The organism is Oceanicaulis sp., from assembly GCA_040112665.1.
GTDB lineage: Bacteria > Pseudomonadota > Alphaproteobacteria > Caulobacterales > Maricaulaceae > Oceanicaulis.
Genome location: CP157796.1, coordinates 18,268 through 34,617, shown reverse-complemented (window position 1 = coordinate 34,617; position 16,350 = coordinate 18,268). Strand labels below are relative to the sequence as shown.

Below are 16,350 nucleotides of genomic sequence, written 5' to 3'. Positions count from 1 at the left end.
GTTACAGTGCGCCTGCCCGAGGAGGTGGAGACGCGGCTGAGCGAACTCGCCGGCCATACGCGCCGGAGCAAGTCCTACCTGGCTAGAGAGGCGATCACGGCTTACGTAGAGCGTGAACTTGCGATCGTCGCCGGCGTCGAAGAAGGGCTGGACGATCTTCGAGCCGGGCGCGTGGTTCCGCACGATGAAGCGATGAGCGCGCTGAGGAGTGCAGTTTCTAGCGTGCAGGACGGCGAATGAAGCGATTGCAGTGGTCGGCCGCTGCGCTGGCCGAGTTGCAAAACGCCGTTCGATACGTCGCTCAAGACAGCCCGAAGGCCGCCATCGATCAGCTGGACCGGATCGACGGCGCCGCTCGGAGCCTGGCGGAGACGCCGATCGGCCGCCCCGGCCGGGTCGCCGGCACATATGAGAAACGCGTTGTGCAGACGCCCTACATCATCGTCTACGCGTTCGACGCCTCGACATTGACGATCCTGCGGGTGATTCACGGCCGCCGCGACTGGCCTGAAGGTGATTTTCCGCCAGTGACCTGATCAAGCTCAGCTTTTGCAGCGCGCTAAAGCCGGTCGAGCACCGCGCGCATGGCGTCGATCTGGCTGGCGCCCATCGCCATGGAGCGTTCCGGCGACCAGCCCTGAGCCTCGTCCGGGGTGATGGCGCTGTCCTTGAAGGGCATTTCCAGGGTCATGGCGAGGCAGCCGAAGGCCGGCGCCATGTAGTTCGTCGCCACCGACGGGTTCGCCGTGCCCGGCGCGGAGACCGGATAGCCGTGGGCGGTCTGGAAGTCCGGATTGAAGCGCATGAGCTCTGACTTGTAGAGGTCGAGCAGCGTCTGGGCCTCGTCGTTCCAGCCCGGCGTGCCTTCGGCGCCGGCGATGAAATTGTACGGCAGCGCTTCGTCGCCGTGCATGTCCAGAAACAGGTCGACGCCGGTCTTGCGCATCTCTTCGAGCACGCAGACCACCTCGGGGCTGTTCGCCTCGCTCGCCTTGTCCCATTCGCGGTTGAGATTGACCCCCTTGGCGTTGGTGCGCAGATGCCCGCGCGCGGAGCCGTCCGGGTTCATGTTCGGCACGACATGTATCACCGCGCGGTCCAGAAGCGCGCGCGCGACCGGATCGGCCTCGTCCAGAAGGCGTTCGAGAAACCCTTCCGCGGCCCATTCGGCCATCGTCTCGCCGGGATGCTGGCGGGCGATGACCCAGATCGTCTTCTTGCCCGCGCCAGGTTCGCCGACGGTCAGCCGGTCCATGTCGCGGCCGTCCAGCGTCTGGCCGATCACGTCCAGGCGCGCGCGGGGGCTGTGCTGGCAGGCTGCGACCAGCGCCTCGTGCCGGGCCATGGTGTAGGGCGCGAAATAGGCCAGCCACACCGAGTCCGCCTCCGGCGTGTGTTCGATGACCAGCCGGCCGTCCTCATACCGCGTCTCGGCGCGCAGCCAGGTCTCCCGATCGGTCGACACGCAGGCGCGATAGTTCGGCCAGCCTTCGGGATAGGCCGCGCCGGCGGCGTTCTCGATCACGAACCGGCACGGCGTGTCCTTCGCGCCGGTCACGCGGAAATAGAACCACTGGTGAAAATCCGAATGCGCGTCCTTGCGGATCTCGAGCCGCACGTCGCTCGGCGTGTCTGCAGACTTCACGACGATATTGCCGGCTTCAAAGCCGCTGGTGATGCGCATGGATGACTGCTCCGAAAGGGAGAAAGAAAAGGTCTAGTAGGCCCGCTCGACCACGAACTCGGCCAGCGCCGCGAGCGCTTCGGACCAGGCGTTCTTCGGGGCGGCGTCGAGCGCCTCGACGGCCCGGCGCGCATGGCCGCGGGCGGCCGACAGCGTGCCTTCGAGCGCGCCGTGGCGGTCCATCAGCGCCTTGGCGTGTTCGAAATCGCCCTCGCGCTGGTCGAGATCGCCGACGACCCGGGTCCAGAAGCCCCGCTCTTCGGCGTCGGCGTTTTCAAGCGCCAGCGCCAGGGGCAGGGTGATCTTGCCTTCACGGAAATCATCCCCGGTGTTCTTGCCCAGATCCTCGGCCAGACCGCCGTAATCGAGCGCGTCGTCGACGAGCTGAAACGCAAGGCCCAGCTCGCGGCCATAGGTTTCAAGCGCGGTTTCCAGCACCGAGCCCGAGCCTGCGAGGATCGGGCTGACCTGGGCGGCGGCGGCGAACAGCGCGGCGGTCTTGGCCTCGATGATCGACATGTACGCCTGACGCGAAACGTCGAGATTGCGCACGGCGGCCAGCTGGCGCACCTCGCCCTCGGCGATCACGGCGGCCGCGCGGCTGAGCACCTGAAGGGCCGGCATGGAGCCCGCGTCGACCATCAGCATGAAGGCGCGTGCGAACAGGAAATCGCCGACCAGAACCGAATGGGCGTTGCCCCAGACCCGGTTGGCGGGCCGCTTGCCGCGGCGAAGGTCGCTGTCGTCGACGACGTCGTCATGCAGCAAGGTGGCGGAATGGATGAACTCCACCGCTGCGGCGAGGGAGACATGGCCCTCGCCTTCGTAGCCGAGCATGCGCGCGGCTGCGACGGTGATCATCGGCCGGATGCGCTTGCCCCCGGCCTCGACGAGATAATGCGCGACCTCGGAGATCACGTCGGTGTCGCTGGCCATGCGCTCGGCGATCAACGCCTCGGTGCGGGCCATGTCCTCGCCCGCGAGCGCGGCGAGTCGTGCGACGGGGTCGACGTTCTGGCCCCTGATGTCGGCTTGCGGCAGACCGTTCACCCCGTGTCCTCTTGCCGTTCGCTGCTTTGCGGCCGCACAATAGAAACCGGCCCGGCGCGCGGCAAGCGTACTGCACCGCGTTCCAAAGCCGCATCGGCTTTCGCCGGACATAGAACGGAGGCGCTCTTGATCGAGGTGCTCACCACGAACGACCCTGTCCGGCTGAATTTCGCCGAGGCGGTGCTGAAAGACGCGGGCATCGAGACCCATACGCTGGACGCAAACACCGCCGCGGTGTTCGGCGGCGCGTTGCCCTGGGTGAAACGCCGGCTGCTGGTGCGCGAGGCGGACGGGGACCGGGCGCGCAAGCTGCTCGCCGACGCGCTTCCCAAGGACGACGAGGCGTGAACGAGGCCGCCGGCGCGGAGCGGTTTTTCGGCGGACGCATCGTTTTAAGGCAGGACCCGGACGGCTATCGCGCCGGACTGGACGCGGCGCTTCTGGCGGCCGCCGTGCGGGTGCCGGACGGCGGCCGGGCGGCGGAATTCGGCTGCGGGGCGGGCGCGGCGCTGCTTTCGGCGGCGAGCCTGAACGAGACTGCGCAGATCTTCGGGATCGAACGCGACCGCGCCGCCGCCGCGCTGGCGCGGGAAAACACCGCCCTGAACGCCATGACGCACCGGGTCTCGATCATCGAGGCGGATGCGATGGCCTGGCGGGAGGAGAGCGGGCTGGACGCGGTGTTCTTCAACCCGCCCTTCTTCGACGATCCGGCCGCCTTGCGGGCGCCCAAGCCGGGAAAGACCGGCGCCTATATGAACGAGGCGGGGCTCGCCGCCTGGATCGAGGCGGGACTGAAGCGTCTGAAGGAGGGCGGCGTCCTGACGGTCGTTCATCGCGCCGACCGACTCGGTGAGATCCTCGGCGCATTGACGGGCAAGGCGGGCGATACGGCGGTGCTGGGCGTTCACCCCAGACCCGGCCAGCCGGCCAAGCGGGTGCTGGTCGCCGCACGCAAGACCGCGCGGGCGCCGATGCGCCTGCTCGCGCCTCTGGTGCTGCATCCTGAGACCGGTTCAGGCTTCACCGAGCAGGCGCGCGCCGTGCTGGAAGGCCGCGCGAGGCTTGCTCTTCACCCCTGACGGGGCCAAGTGAAGCGCCCTGACACTCGCGAAGCGGAGCCGACATGGCGTTTTACGATTCCCTGACCCGAGAGCTGCGCGGCGCGGGCTCCAGGCTCATGAAGGCGCTGGGCTCTGACGTCCCGCTGGTGCCGGTGGTCCGGCTCGAAGGCATGATCGCGGCGGGCGGGCGCCATTCCTCGGCGCTCAATCTCGCCCGGGTCGAGAAGCTTCTGGACAAGGCGTTCTCGATCGAGCGCGCGCCTGCGGTCGCGATCGCGGTGAATTCGCCCGGCGGCAGCCCGGTGCAGTCACGGCTCATCCATCATCGCATCCGGCTTCTGGCGAAGACCCATGACAAGCCCGTGCTAGTGTTCTGCGAGGACCTGGCCGCTTCGGGCGGGTACATGATCGCGTGTGCGGGCGATGAAATCTTCGCCGACCCCGCATCGATCGTGGGGTCGATCGGCGTAATCAGCGCGAGCTTCGGCTTCACCGAAGCGATGGAGAAGCTCGGCGTCGAGCGCCGCATGAAGACCGCCGGCAAGAGCAAGGTGCTCGCCGATCCGTTCTCGGCTGAGACCGATGCGCAGAAACAGCGCATGGAGCGGCTGATGGAGGGCGTGCACGCCCAGTTTATCGCGCTCGTCAAAGACAGCCGCGGCGACAGGCTCGACACCGAACGCGAGCTTTTCGACGGCTCGGTGTTCACCGGCGAGGAGGCGGTCGAGGCCGGCCTGATCGACGGGCTGGCCGAAGTGCGCACCGAGCTTCAGCGGCGCTTCGGAGAGAGCGTGAAGATCAAGCCGCTCAGCCCGCCCAGGCAAGGCCTGCTCGGCCGGTTCACCAGCTCTGCGGTCGACGCGCTGGAGACCCGTTCGGCCTGGGGCCGGTTCGGGCTCTAGCGCCTGCGCCGGCGCGAGCGGAAGGGCGCGTCGTCGTCCTCGCCCGGCGCCGGAGCGCCCGCCTCGCCGCCCTCGTCGGGCATGTTCGCCAGAAGATCGCGCCAGCGCCAGCCGCCCTCCTTGCGCGGGGCGGGCTCTTCGCGCCGGGCTTCGGCTTCGGCCTCAGCGCGATCGGGCAGGGCGTCCTCGCGATCGGCGTCGGAGAGGTCGAGCGGAGCGTCCTGATCGTCGCCGCTGACATTGAGATCGGCTTCCGGTTCAGGCTCGGGACGCGCCGGGCGGCGGGCCGCCGGCTTGGGCGCAGCCTTGCGGGCCGAGAGCGGGTCGGGCACCTCGTTGACGCCGAGCTCGATCGGCCGGCGGCCGCCCGCCACCCCGCCCATGCGCAGGATGAAATCGGACAACAGCTCATAGTTCTGCCGGATCCGGGCCTGGAACTGGGCGTCGATCTCGCGCGCCTGATCGCTGGCTTCGGCGGCGGTTTCGTTCAGACGCGACAGCCCGTCTTCGAGCAAGCGCTCCATGGCGCGAACCTGCTCGCGCGCTGATTTCGGCGCCTCGTCCATCTTCTTGCGCAGCGAATCTAGCGCGGCCTCGACCGCCTCGGTCTCCTCGCGCGCGGCCTTCAGCGTGTCGGCGAGCCGCTGTTTCACCGCGGCGGAGGCATCTTCGGCGGCGCGCGCGGCGCGTTCGGTCAGGTCCTCGGCCTCGCGCATCCTGGCCTGGAAGGCCTCGTCGGAACGGCGTGCGGCTTCGAAGCCCGCTTCGCTGACCCGTTCGAGCGCGGCTTCCGCGTCGCCGGCCTGTTTGCCCAGCGCGTCGCCCGTTTCCTCGGCGGCGGCGCGGGCAGCTTTCGCTGCGGCCTTGAGCCGTTCGAGCGCTTTCTCCTGCGCTGCGGCGGCCGCCTCGCTGTCCTTGCGGATCGCGTCGCCGAGGGTGGAGGCGCGTTCGAGCGCTTCGGTGATCGCCTGCTCGAACACCTCGCCGGAGCGGCGGGCGGCGTCCTTCAGACTTTGCGCACCTTCACCGGCGGTCTTCGACATGGTTTCGAGCTCGGCCTTGTGGAAGTCGAGCGCGGCGGCGATCTTTTCCTGCTCCTTGCGCAGCACCTCGCTCGCCTCGGCCAGCCGGTCGCGATGTTTCAGATAGGCCGCTTCCAGCCCCTCGGTGCGCTCCTTCAGCCGGTCGGAGAAATCGCGCAGCTCGGTCGAACGCGCATCGAGCGCCAGCGCGACCCTGTCACCGCTTTCCTCGGCGGACTTGCCGGCCGCTTCGAGGCGCTGGGCGCCGTCGCGGACGAGTTTCTCGCCCGCCTTGGCGCGCGATTCGGCGAGTTCGGCGGCGGCGGCGACCATCTTGGACTGGTCCTGAATGGCCGCAGCGATCAGCGCCGCCTTGTCGTCGAGCGAATCGGAGACTTCCGACAGCCTTTCGCGCTCGCCGCGCAACGAGGAGACGAGCTTCTCGGCCTTGTCGCGCGCTTTTTCGGAGCTGTCCTCAAGGCTGTCGGCGTGATGGGTGATGATCTCCTCGATCGCGGCGAGGCGGGCGAGCGCGCTTTCCATCGCCGCGTTCACCCGGTCGATCTGCACGGTCACTGCGTCTGCGAGCCGGGCGGAGTCGTCCGAGGCGTGCCGGGCCGGGCTGGCGAGCCGGGCCACGGCGATGTCGAGGCGGCGGGCGCGAGCGCCCGCACGGGCGACTTCGCGGCCGAGCAGGCCGGCGAGCACGAACAGAAGCGCGGGCGCCACGGCGAAGACGCCGAGGCCCGCGAGTTGGGCCGGGGTCAGAGTCTGAAGGTCGGCGTAACCGGCGAGATACGCGCCCGCGCCGCCAGCCCAGAGCAGGCCGAAGGCCGCACCGGCGAACGCGATCCAGCCGCCGCCGCTGGGCGGCTCGGGACGAGGCTCGTCCTCCACGGTGACCGGCGAGCGCGGCACGCGTTTGGCAATCGCGCCGCCCCGGCTTTCAGCGAAACCCGCCTCATCTTCAGAAGGCGCGGGTTCGGCTTCGGCCGTCTCCGACCAGTGCTTGTCGTCCTGGGTGTCCTTGGCGGCCATCGGGCTGAAATCTCCCGCCGCGCGTAAGGCGGCCTTCCTCGCAGGTCAGCCTGAAGCGAGTCGCGAGGGGTCACGCCCGGCGGTCAGACCGAGCGTCTGTTTTAGGCGTGGAGAAACAGAAATTAAAGCGCCGGGAACGTCAGGCGCGCACGCGCGGTCTCGCAGTCGGCCACCGGCTCGGGCTGGAGCTCAGCGCCGGTCCCGGAGGCGGGCGCCGCCTCCTCGACGAACGCGGACGGCTGGAAGCGGACCGGATCGCAGTCCTCCTCGCGCTCATACCCGAAGCCCGCCAGCGACAGCACCGCGGCGGCGACGAGATGGAGGAGGTCGAACAGAATATGCACGCGCAATTCCTTCACGCTTCACGACACCCGGTATGCGCGCGCGGGCGGGGCTCTGGCAAGAAAAACCGGACTTCGCGAACATGAAACCTTCGTAAGGCGGGGCCCTGACACCCCTGTCCTGCATTGCGCAGCGTCGAAGATCAGGCGAACTTGGCGTGAATTTCCGGAAATCCTCGGGGGAGGGCGCGATGACCGAAAACGTTTCGAAAGGCGCTGAAGCGAGCGCGGCGGGCACGGCGATTTCGGCTCGTCCTGTCGCGGCCGGCGAGCGCTTCGAAAGCCTGGACGTCCTGCGCGGCGTCGCGGTGCTCGGCATTCTCATGCTGAACGTGCAGGCCTTCATGATGGCGCCGAACGCGTACATCTGGCCGCCCGCACAGATGGATTATTCGGGCGCGAACGCGACGACCTGGCTGATCGCGCACGTCTTCTTCGAGCTGAAGTTCATCACGATCTTCTCCGCCCTGTTCGGGGCCGGGGTGATCCTGATGGTCGGCGAGGAGAAAGACGCATCCAAGAAACTGCACTTCTCGCGCATGACCTGGCTGCTGGTCTTCGGCGTCATCCATCTGTTCGGATTGTGGTTCGGCGACATCCTGACGACCTACGCCATCGCCGGGTTCATCATCGTCTTCTTCCGCCATATGAGCCCGGGCAAGCTGATCGGCTGGGGCCTGTTCTGGATCGCGCTGTCGGGGATCATCTACATCGGCATGATGTGGATGCTGTCGCTGGCGATCGAGTTCGGGGACATGAGCGCCGTCGATCTGCAGATGGCCTACTCCGACGAGCGCATGGCGGAGATGACCGCGAACTACCAGAACGGCTTCCTCGCCAGTCGCGGCGAGAATGCGCTGAACGCGGCGATGAATCTCGGAACGATCGTGTTTTTCGGCGGCCGGGTGATCGGGGTGATGTTCATCGGCATGGCCCTGTTCAAGCTGGGCTTCCTGACCGCGAAATGGTCCGTGCCGGCTTACATCGCCGCGCTGGTCGTCGGGCTCGGCGTCGGCCTGCCGATCGTGGGCTGGGGGGGTCTGCAGGCGGTCGAAGCCGGCTTCGCGCTCGAGCGGCTCTGGATCAATATCGGCACCAATTACGCCGGCAGCCTTCTGGTCGCCTTCGGCTACGCCGCCGCGATCATGCTGATCTGCAAGGCCGGGTTCCTGAAGCTCCTGCGCTATCCGTTCGCGGCCGCCGGGCGCATGGCCTTCACCAACTATCTCACCCAGACGCTGACCATGGTCGCGCTGGCGACGGGCGTGTTCGGCCCGGCGCTGTGGGGCCAGCTCGAACGCGTCGAGCAGGCCCAGCTCGTTCTGATCGTCTGGGCGGTGCAGCTCATCGTCTCCCCGCTCTGGCTGTCGGTGTTCCGCTTCGGCCCGTTCGAATGGCTCTGGCGTTCGCTGAGCTACGGCAAGCTGCAGCCGATCTTCAAGGCGCGCAGCACGCCGCCGCCCGCTGCGCCGGCGCAGTGAGGGCATAGTGAGCCAGGCGAAAGCCGGCGATCTGTTCGCCTTCTACGGCCTTCTGCGGGCTGGAGAGCGCGGGTTCGCCCAGTTTGGGCTGGCTGACGCCTTTCTCGATCGCGGGCCGTGCGTCATCTCGGGCGAGCTGTGGGATCTCGGCGCTTATCCGGGCCTCGTCGCAAGACCCGGCCAGGTGATCGGCGAGCTGTTCGAACTCGTCGACGCGTCGGTCCTGGCCGACCTCGACGCGTTCGAGGACTACTGGCCCGGCGAGCCCGAGCGCTCGCGCTATGAGCGGGTGAAGGTCCAGCTCATCGCGCCTGACGCGGAGGCCTGGGTCTATGTCTGGCGGCTCGGCCTGGACGAGGCGCGCCACATCGAGAGCGGGGACTGGTTCGACCGTTAGGCCGCGCTCAGGCTTTCGGAGCGTCGGGCTGGTTTTCCGGCGCGGCGCGATCGAACTCCGGCAAGGCGCGCGCCGCAGCGTCCGCCGCGACGAGCCGCGGGAAGCGTTCGAGGTCCACGCCGAAGCGCCGGGCGTTGTACATCTGCGGCAGCAGGTAGACTTCCGCCAGCGTCGGGCCGTCGCCGAACAGAAAGCCGTTCGCGCCGGAGGCGTTCTCCGCCAGGGTTTCCAGCGCCGTGAAACCGGTCTCGATCCAGTGCCGCGCCCAGGCGAAGGCGCCGTCCTGATCCGCGCCGTAATCGGCTCTGACCTTTTTCATCACGCGCAAATTCTGGATCGGATGGATGTCGCAACCGATCGCAGCGGCGAAGGCGCGGACGCGAGCCCGCACGATCGGGTCTGCGGGCAAAAGCGGCCGGGCGGGAACCGCCTCTTCAAGCCATTCCAGGATCGCCGGGCTCTGGGTCAGGATCGTCCCGTCCACTTCGAGCGCGGGCACCAGGCCTTGCGGGTTCCGGGTCACATAGGCCGGGCCGGATTGTTCGCCCTCGACCAGGTTCACCGGGACATAGTCGTAATCCAGCCCCTTCCAGTTCAGCGCCAGCCGGACCCGGTAGGTCGTGCCGGAACGGAAATAGCCGTGCAGAACCAGTTTCATCGGGGCTCTCCTGCGTTCGCCGCGCCGGGCGGGGGTGAAATTAGTTGCAAATGATACTATTTTCCGCCAGCAACGATGCGCGCGCCGCGGTGCGAACTCAAGCCCGGCGCAGCCCCTTTTCGCCGATCATGGAGCGCGTAATGGCCGATCTGTTCGAGAACCCGCTGGGCACCGACGGTTTCGAGTTCGTCGAATTCACCAGCCCCGAGCCGGAAAAGCTCGAGGCGCTGTTCAAGCTGCTCGGCTTCACGCCGGTGGCAAAGCACATGTCCAAGGACATCACGCGCTTCAAGCAGGGCGACGTGACCTTCCTCGTAAACCGCGAGACCGATGGCCAGGCCGCCGAGTTCCGCAACGCCCACGGGCCGAGCGCGAATGCGATGGCCTTCCGGGTCAAGGACGCCCAGAAAGCCTACAAGGACGCGCTGGAGCGCGGCGCCGAGAGCTTCGGCGAGGGCGTTTGGACCGACAAATTCCCGGCCATCAAGGGCATCGGCGGTTCGGTGCTGTATCTGGTCGATCAGTACGGCGACGACCTCTACGCCGACGAGTTCGAACCCACCGGCGAGGTCGACGAGGGCGGCGCGGGCCTTCAGGTCCTCGACCACCTGACCCACAACGTGTTCAACGGCAACATGGACACCTGGGCGGGCTTCTACGAGCGCGTCTTCAACTTCCGTGAAATCCGCTATTTCGACATCAAGGGCCAGCACACCGGCCTTCTGTCGCGGGCCATGACCGGTCCGTGCGGCAAGCTGAAGATCCCGCTGAACGAAAGCTCCGACGATCAGAGCCAGATCAGCGAGTATCTGCGCGAATATAACGGCGAGGGCATCCAGCACATCGCGCTGACCACGCCGGACATCTACAAGACCGTCGAGCAGCTGCGCGAAAACGGCGTGGTGTTCCAGTCCACCCCGGAGACCTATTACGAGCTCGTCGACGAGCGCGTGCCGGGCCATGGCGAGGACCTGGAGCGACTGAAGAAGAACTCGATCCTGGTGGATGGCGATCCGGAGAACGGCGACGGCCTGCTGCTGCAGATCTTCACCACCACCAATATCGGTCCGATCTTCTTCGAGATCATCCAGCGCAAGGGCAATGAAGGCTTCGGCGAGGGCAATTTCAAAGCCCTGTTTGAATCCATCGAACTCGACCAGATCCGCCGCGGCGTGATCAAGCCCAACACCGACGCGGCCGAGTAGGCTTTCGCGTTCCGCTTCCGGTGGCGCACCCCACCCCGGCCCTCCCGTCGAGGGGAGGGAGGGATTTGGCGGCGACCGGCGCGGATTGACGGCCGGGCGCCGGGGGCTGAGGCGGCCGCAACCGCCCACCCTCCGCCTCGGGGGAGGGCCGGGGTGGGGGAGCGAGTTTCGATGACCGAGAAGAGCTCACACCAAACGGCGGGCGCGTCCCTGCGCCTGCCGGACTATCTGCCCTACAGGCTCAGCGTGGCGTCCAACAAGGCCTCGAGCCTGATTGCGCGCGCCTACCAGTCGCGCTTCGGCCTGACGATCTGGGAGTGGCGGGTGATCGCCGTGCTCGGCGAGGGCAGGCCGCTGACCGCCCAGGCGGTCTGCGAAGCCACCGCCATGGACAAGGTCACCGTCAGCCGCGCCATCCGCGCGCTGGACGAGCGCGGCCTCGTCGCGCGCACCCCGAACCCGTCCGACCGGCGCGCGAGCGATGTCTCGCTGACCGAGGAGGGCGCTGCGATCTACGCCGAGGTCGCGCCGCTGGCGCTGCGCTACGAGCAGGCGATCCTGGAAGGTTTCACCGCGTCCGAACGCGAGACGCTGATGGCGCTTCTGGTGAAGCTCGAAGCGCGGCTGGACGAGACGGCGCTGGAATAGCAAGCCCCCATCGCGCTTGCGGGAATCGTCATCGCACCGTCATTTCCGCTTGGTACCCCTCCGGGCTGATACGCCACGGGGGTCCGCCATGCTTCGCCGCTTCGCCTTGTCCGCTGCGCTCGCCGCCTTTTCCGCCGCGCCAGCGTTGGCTCAGAGTTATGTCGCCGCACCGCAGATCGTGCCCGGCGGCGGGGGCGAGACGATCAGCGGGATGGTGTTCGACGATACGGACCTGGACGGGCGGCGCGATCGCGGCGAGCGGGGCGTCGAAGGCGTTCTGGTCTCCAACGGGCTCGACTGGGCCCGCACCGACGCCGAGGGGCGCTATCAGATCGCGGTCAGGCCGGACATGGACCTGACCATCGTGCAGCCTTCAGGCTGGCGCGTGCCCACGAACGCCGATCTCGTCCCGCAATTCTTCTACACGCACAAGCCCGGCGGGACCGGCTACGCCATGCGCTATGGCGGCTTGCCCGACACCGGGCCCGCGCCGGCCGAGGTGAACTTTCCGATCACCCGCGAAGGCGCGGCGGGAAATGATTTCGCCTGCGCGGTGATCGGCGACAGCCAGACCTATTCCAATCAGGAGATCAGCTGGTTCCGCGACGGGGTCGTCACCGATCTCGCCCGCGCCGGCCTGTCTGAGAGCGATTGCGTCCTCTATGTCGGCGACGTGATGGGCGACGATCTGGGCCTGCTTCCCAGGCTTCTGGACGTGGGCGCGGCGGCGGGCGCGCCGCAATGGCTGGTGCACGGCAATCACGACTACGATTTCGACGCGCGCAGCGACGCGGACTCCGCCGACAGCTGGCGGCGGATCTACGGGCCGAACTATTTCGCGTTCGAGATGGGCGAGGTGCTTTTCGTGGCGCTCGACAACGTCGTCTACCCGTGCGGGCCCGAGGACGTGGCGACCGGTCACGAATTCTGCGCCGAGGGGGCGCGTCCGACCTATAACGGCCGGGTCACCGAGACCCAGCTTCAATGGCTGGAAGGCCTGATCGCCGAAACGCCCGAAGACCGGCTGATCGTGCTCGCCCACCACGTCCCCTTCGTGAGCTTCGTCGACGCAGGCTCGAACAAGCACCAGACCGACGGGCTCGATCGCATCCACGCCCTGGTCGAGGGCCGCCGTGCGCTCTCGCTGTCGGGCCACACCCACACGATCGAGAACCACGCGCCCGGCCAGATCTTCGAAGGTTGGGCGGAGAACACCGGAACCGGGCCGCTGCCCTTCAGGCACATCATCGCCGGCGCGGCGTCCGGCGCCTGGTATCAGGGCGACTTCAACGTGGATGGAAACCCCATGGCGCTTCAGCGCATGGGCGCGCCCAACGGCTATCTGCATCTCGATTTCGCCGGGCCTGAGTATTTCGAGCGTTATGTCGGCCAGCGCGTCGATCCCGAGCGCGGCCAGTGGGTCGGGCTCTCCACCCCGGGCTTCCGCGCCTGGTACGACGAGATCATGGCCTGGCGCGCGGAGGACCCCGTGATTCGCGATTCCGTCCCGCCCGCCTCGATCAACGACCTGCCCGACACCGGCATTCTGACCCCGTCCGAGCTGGCGGAAGGCGTGTTCGTCACCGCCAACGTCTGGGCGGGCTCGGCGGAGACGGCCGTCGTCGCGGTCCTGGCCGACGGGACGGAACTCGGCCTCGAGCGCACCCAGCAGGGCGCAGGCGAGGCGCCGCTGATCGGCGCGGCCTACGCCGATCCTTTCGCGGCGGAGCGCCAGCTTTCGGTGGGTCGTTACGCCATGCAGAGCCGGTCGGGCGACGACCGCGCGCAAGGATTCGAGCTTTATCAGGGCGCAAGCTTCGGCCCCGCCGCGCCCCAGCCCCAGCGCTCGATCGCCGATCGCAACATGCATCTGTGGACCGCCCGCCTGCCTGCGGACCTGCCCGAGGGCGCCCACACCCTGCGCGTCACCAGCACCGACCGCAACGGTCTGGTCTACGAGGACACGCTGGTCTTCGAAGTGCGCGCCGAGCGTCCGCAAATGCGCTTCCGCTCGGAGCTGTGGGCGGATTAGGGACTACGCCGCGGCGGCGTTCTTGCGCATCTTCCAGAAGCGCAGGGCGCGTTCGGCGTCCTCGACCTTGAGCTGTTCGTACATCTGACCGAGCTGTCGGGCGTCGTCGAAGGCGGTCTTGTCCGCGCCGCTGCGCAGAACGGCGATGGTGACGAACAACGCCTTTTCGATGCCCGCGCCCTTGCAGATCAGCGCGAGCCCGTCAGGGCTGTCATGGTCGAGCGCACGCCGGGCGGCGGCGTAGTCCACGCCCGCGAGCTCGGCGAAGCCGACGCAGAACGCGGCGGTCTTCTTCTCGCGCAGGAGCCGGATCAGCAGCGCGCCGTCGAGCTCCTTGCGCACGCGCTTGGCGGCGATGAGCTTTCTGGCTTCGGCGACCTCGCGGTCTTCGGCGAGCCGGGCTTCCAGCCGGCGCTGGGAGGCGGCGAGGGCGGCTTCGAGCACGCCGGGTTCGAGCCTGTCGAACCGGTCGGCGATCTTCTGGCGCAGGGTGGAGGAGACCACCATCATCAGGTCGTTCAGAAGGTCGGGGGGCGCGTCGACGCGCTCGACCATCGGCTTTTGAAGCGTTTCGCTGGTCTCCGCGCGGCGGGCGACGGTCTCGAAGGTTTCCCGCGAGAGCTTCGCCCCGTCGTTCTCGACGAGTTTGGCGACCGTGTCGTCGTCGCCTTTTTCCACGATGGCGTGAGAGACGCGTTCGGGCACCGTTTTCCGGGCGGCGACGGCGCGCAAATGCGCCTGGCTCGCGCTTTCATGAACGATGGTGACGAGGTCTTCCTCGCTGAGCACGCCAGAGCGCTGCAGAATCGGCGCGGCGACCTCGATGGCGTCCTGGGCGAGCTGAAGAATCAGACCCTTGGGCGCAAACGGCGCGTCGGCGAAGCGGCGGGCGAGTTCTTCGCGCGCGTCCTGCGCAGTCTGGCTGGCGAGCGTCTGCAGGACGGCGTCGAACTGGCGCTGGGTCGGGCTTTCGCTGGCGGGCGGCGCGTCGAAGAACAGGTCGGTCACTTCCCGAAGCAGCGCGCGGCGCCGCTCTGAAGATTTTTCCTTGGCCAGCTCGGTGAGCCTGTGCAGCTTGGACGTCACGGCCATTTCGGCGCTCCGCTCGGCAATTCTCGCGAGGCCTGCAAGGATGATCGGTTCGGGTAAAGAAACCGTGCGCAGCGGAACGCTGGCGGAGGTCTTTTTTGTCTTCCTCAGGCTCGGGCTCGTGGGTTTCGGCGGTCCGGCGGCGCATCTGGCCTTGTTTCGCACGGTGTTCACCGGCGAGCGGCGCTGGCTCGAACCGGCCGCCTATGACGAGCTGATGGCGCTGTGCCAGTTCCTGCCCGGCCCCGGATCGAGCCAGACCGCGGCCGCCGTCGGCTGGGTCAGGGCGGGGCCGCTGGGCGGGGTGGTCGCCATGACCGCCTTCGCCCTGCCTTCGCTCGCGATCATGGGGCTGGCCGGCTGGGGCGCGGTGGCGTTCGCCGAGCTGATCGGAACCGGGCTCCTCGCCGGGCTTCTGGCCGCAGCTGCAGGCGTCGTCGCCAACGCCGTACTCACCATGGCGCGGACCCAGGCCGCGTCCGTGCCCGGCGCCGTGATCGCCTTCGCCGCCTTCGCCGTCGTGCTGTTCGCCGGCGGGTTCGAATGGCCGCTCACCGGCGTGCAGCCCGCGATGATCTTACTCGGGGCTCTGGCCGGCCTCGCCTTCGCCGCTGCGCCGGGCCCGGCGGAGGAGGGGGCCGTGCGCGGCGGTGGGCGGAGGGGGGCGATCGCTGCGCTCGTGGTCTTCGCAGGTTTGCTCGCCGGGCTGCCGCTTGTCGCAGGCGAGGACCGGGCGCTGATGCTCGCCGACGCAGTCTACAGGGCGGGCGCGCTGGTGTTCGGGGGCGGGCATGTGGTGTTGCCGCTGCTGGAAGCGGGCGTCGTGCCCGACCTGGTCGAGGAGGAAGCGTTCCTCGCAGGCTACGGTCTGGTGCAGGCCGTACCGGGTCCGCTCTTCACCTTCTCCGCTTTCATCGGGGCTGCGGCCGCCGACGGCCCGGCTCAGGCGCTGGGCTATGCGGCGCTGGCCGCAGCCTCGATCTTTCTGCCGGGCCTGTTGCTGGTCTACGCCGCCTTGCCGTTCTGGGCGCAGCTGAAGTCGAGCGCGGCGGCGCGGCGGGCGCTGTCGGGCGCGGCTTCGGCGGTGACGGGCATCCTCGCGGCGGCCCTGATCGACCCGGTGATCGTGTCGGTGCCCGCCGAGCCGATCGCCTATCTGATTGCGATCGCGGCGTTTCTGGCGCTGCGGTTCATCAAGGCGCCGCCGCCGCTGGTCGTGCTCGCCTGCGGCGCGGCCGGGTTCGTCCTGCTCTAGCCGCCCAAGAGCCCGCTGTCGTCGCGCGGGGGCGCTTCGCCGCCGTCGACGGCGCTCAGGGCCTCGCGCTCGCGGGCGGTCGGCGCGCGGTCCGAGGCTGCTTCAATGCGGGCCGCGAGGTCAGGCGAAAGCCCTGTCGCAGCGCCGGGATCGGGGAAGGGCGTCAGCGCCATGGCGTGGAGATCGCAGCGCGCCTCGCGGCCGGGCAGGGGGCGCCGCCAGGTGTAGGCCTGGCAATTCTGGTTGACCGCACAGGCGCTTCGGCAGGCCAGAACGCTCAGCGCAGCTGCGCCGTCCAGGCGTGCGACCACGGCGCCGCGGCGGGCGAAGCCGTCCTCGATCGCGGCCGCGCCTGTGGGCGCCGCGCCGTCGGAAAGCGCGGGTTGAGCGAGGGACAGCAGGAGCGCGGCGAGCAGGGTCATGGGATGAAGGATCACACGGCGAGCGTTGAAAAAGCCTTGCTGCGAAGCGCGACACCGTTGCG

General features: G+C 68.4%; 18 protein-coding genes. 11 read left to right on the top strand and 7 right to left on the bottom strand.

Features of this window, described 5'->3' with window-relative positions; all coding sequences use genetic code 11:
• The first annotated feature begins 6 nt into the window (after positions 1-6).
• Both ABL308_00210 and ABL308_00205 read left to right on the top strand, forming a co-directional pair.
• Entirely contained in the window at positions 7-240 is a 234-nt protein-coding gene (locus ABL308_00210) for a ribbon-helix-helix protein, CopG family (GenBank protein XBQ16317.1), read from the top strand.
• Positions 237-536, top strand: coding sequence for a type II toxin-antitoxin system RelE/ParE family toxin (locus tag ABL308_00205; GenBank protein ID XBQ16316.1), 300 nt, complete (start codon positions 237-239; stop codon positions 534-536). The genes ABL308_00210 and ABL308_00205 overlap by 4 nt, the downstream gene beginning before the upstream one ends.
• A gap of 23 nt (positions 537-559) precedes the next feature.
• Here ABL308_00205 and ABL308_00200 read toward each other — a convergent pair whose 3' ends face one another.
• Together ABL308_00200 and ABL308_00195 are read right to left on the bottom strand one after the other, a co-directional pair.
• Entirely contained in the window at positions 560-1,684 is a 1,125-nt protein-coding gene (locus ABL308_00200) for a M14-type cytosolic carboxypeptidase (protein ID XBQ16315.1), read from the bottom strand.
• A 33-nt stretch (positions 1,685-1,717) separates the two neighbouring features.
• Positions 1,718-2,734 (bottom strand): polyprenyl synthetase family protein, encoded by a 1,017-nt coding sequence (locus ABL308_00195; GenBank protein ID XBQ16314.1) that lies wholly within the window; start codon positions 2,732-2,734, stop codon positions 1,718-1,720.
• A 135-nt stretch (positions 2,735-2,869) separates the two neighbouring features.
• Here ABL308_00195 and ABL308_00190 point away from each other — a divergent pair, with 135 nt between their 5' ends.
• Genes ABL308_00190 through ABL308_00180 form a run of 3 tightly spaced genes read left to right on the top strand, consistent with a single transcriptional unit; the run spans position 2,870 to position 4,700 of the window.
• A complete protein-coding gene (locus tag ABL308_00190) occupies positions 2,870-3,082 on the top strand; it encodes a DUF2007 domain-containing protein (protein XBQ17749.1) in 213 nt (70 codons plus the stop codon).
• Positions 3,079-3,816: a methyltransferase gene (locus ABL308_00185; protein ID XBQ16313.1), complete on the top strand. Its 738-nt coding sequence runs from the start codon at positions 3,079-3,081 to the stop codon at positions 3,814-3,816. The genes ABL308_00190 and ABL308_00185 overlap by 4 nt, the downstream gene beginning before the upstream one ends.
• Before the next feature lie 44 nt (positions 3,817-3,860).
• Positions 3,861-4,700, top strand: coding sequence for a S49 family peptidase (locus ABL308_00180; protein XBQ16312.1), 840 nt, complete (start codon positions 3,861-3,863; stop codon positions 4,698-4,700).
• Here ABL308_00180 and ABL308_00175 read toward each other — a convergent pair.
• Together ABL308_00175 and ABL308_00170 are read right to left on the bottom strand one after the other, a co-directional pair.
• On the bottom strand, positions 4,697-6,760 hold the full coding sequence (locus ABL308_00175) for a hypothetical protein (protein ID XBQ16311.1): 2,064 nt from the start codon (positions 6,758-6,760) through the stop codon (positions 4,697-4,699). The two genes, ABL308_00180 and ABL308_00175, sit on opposite strands and share 4 nt — an antisense overlap.
• Positions 6,761-6,882: 122 nt before the next feature.
• Entirely contained in the window at positions 6,883-7,104 is a 222-nt protein-coding gene (locus ABL308_00170; protein XBQ16310.1) for a hypothetical protein, read from the bottom strand.
• 188 nt (positions 7,105-7,292) lie between these two features.
• Between ABL308_00170 and ABL308_00165 the strand changes: the two genes are divergently transcribed.
• Complete coding sequence (locus tag ABL308_00165; protein XBQ16309.1) at positions 7,293-8,582, top strand: DUF418 domain-containing protein; 1,290 nt, start codon at positions 7,293-7,295, stop codon at positions 8,580-8,582.
• A 7-nt stretch (positions 8,583-8,589) separates the two neighbouring features.
• Complete coding sequence (locus ABL308_00160; GenBank protein XBQ16308.1) at positions 8,590-8,979, top strand: gamma-glutamylcyclotransferase family protein; 390 nt, start codon at positions 8,590-8,592, stop codon at positions 8,977-8,979.
• A 7-nt stretch (positions 8,980-8,986) separates the two neighbouring features.
• Here the strand turns inward: ABL308_00160 and maiA are convergent, their stop codons facing one another.
• A complete protein-coding gene (gene maiA / locus ABL308_00155) occupies positions 8,987-9,637 on the bottom strand; it encodes a maleylacetoacetate isomerase (protein ID XBQ16307.1) in 651 nt (216 codons plus the stop codon).
• 140 nt (positions 9,638-9,777) lie between these two features.
• Here maiA and hppD point away from each other — a divergent pair, with 140 nt between their 5' ends.
• The 3 genes from hppD to ABL308_00140 all read left to right on the top strand — a co-directional run bounded on the left by hppD (position 9,778) and on the right by ABL308_00140 (position 13,522).
• Positions 9,778-10,842 (top strand): 4-hydroxyphenylpyruvate dioxygenase, encoded by a 1,065-nt coding sequence (gene hppD / locus ABL308_00150; GenBank protein ID XBQ16306.1) that lies wholly within the window; start codon positions 9,778-9,780, stop codon positions 10,840-10,842.
• 171 nt (positions 10,843-11,013) lie between these two features.
• Positions 11,014-11,490, top strand: a complete 477-nt coding sequence (locus ABL308_00145) for a MarR family transcriptional regulator (GenBank protein ID XBQ16305.1) — start codon at positions 11,014-11,016, stop codon at positions 11,488-11,490.
• A gap of 88 nt (positions 11,491-11,578) precedes the next feature.
• Positions 11,579-13,522, top strand: coding sequence for a calcineurin-like phosphoesterase C-terminal domain-containing protein (locus ABL308_00140; protein ID XBQ16304.1), 1,944 nt, complete (start codon positions 11,579-11,581; stop codon positions 13,520-13,522).
• Between the two features lie 3 nt (positions 13,523-13,525).
• Here the strand turns inward: ABL308_00140 and ABL308_00135 are convergent, their stop codons facing one another.
• Entirely contained in the window at positions 13,526-14,614 is a 1,089-nt protein-coding gene (locus ABL308_00135) for a DUF2336 domain-containing protein (GenBank protein ID XBQ16303.1), read from the bottom strand.
• A gap of 40 nt (positions 14,615-14,654) precedes the next feature.
• On the opposite strand from ABL308_00135, the gene chrA reads away from it, so the two are divergent.
• Positions 14,655-15,866 carry a chromate efflux transporter gene (gene chrA / locus ABL308_00130; GenBank protein ID XBQ16302.1) on the top strand — a complete coding sequence of 404 codons (1,212 nt, stop codon included), beginning with the start codon at positions 14,655-14,657 and terminating at the stop codon, positions 15,864-15,866.
• Here the strand turns inward: chrA and ABL308_00125 are convergent.
• Positions 15,863-16,303, bottom strand: a complete 441-nt coding sequence (locus ABL308_00125) for a PAN domain-containing protein (GenBank protein XBQ16301.1) — start codon at positions 16,301-16,303, stop codon at positions 15,863-15,865. The two genes, chrA and ABL308_00125, sit on opposite strands and share 4 nt — an antisense overlap.
• Positions 16,304-16,350 lie beyond the last annotated feature (47 nt).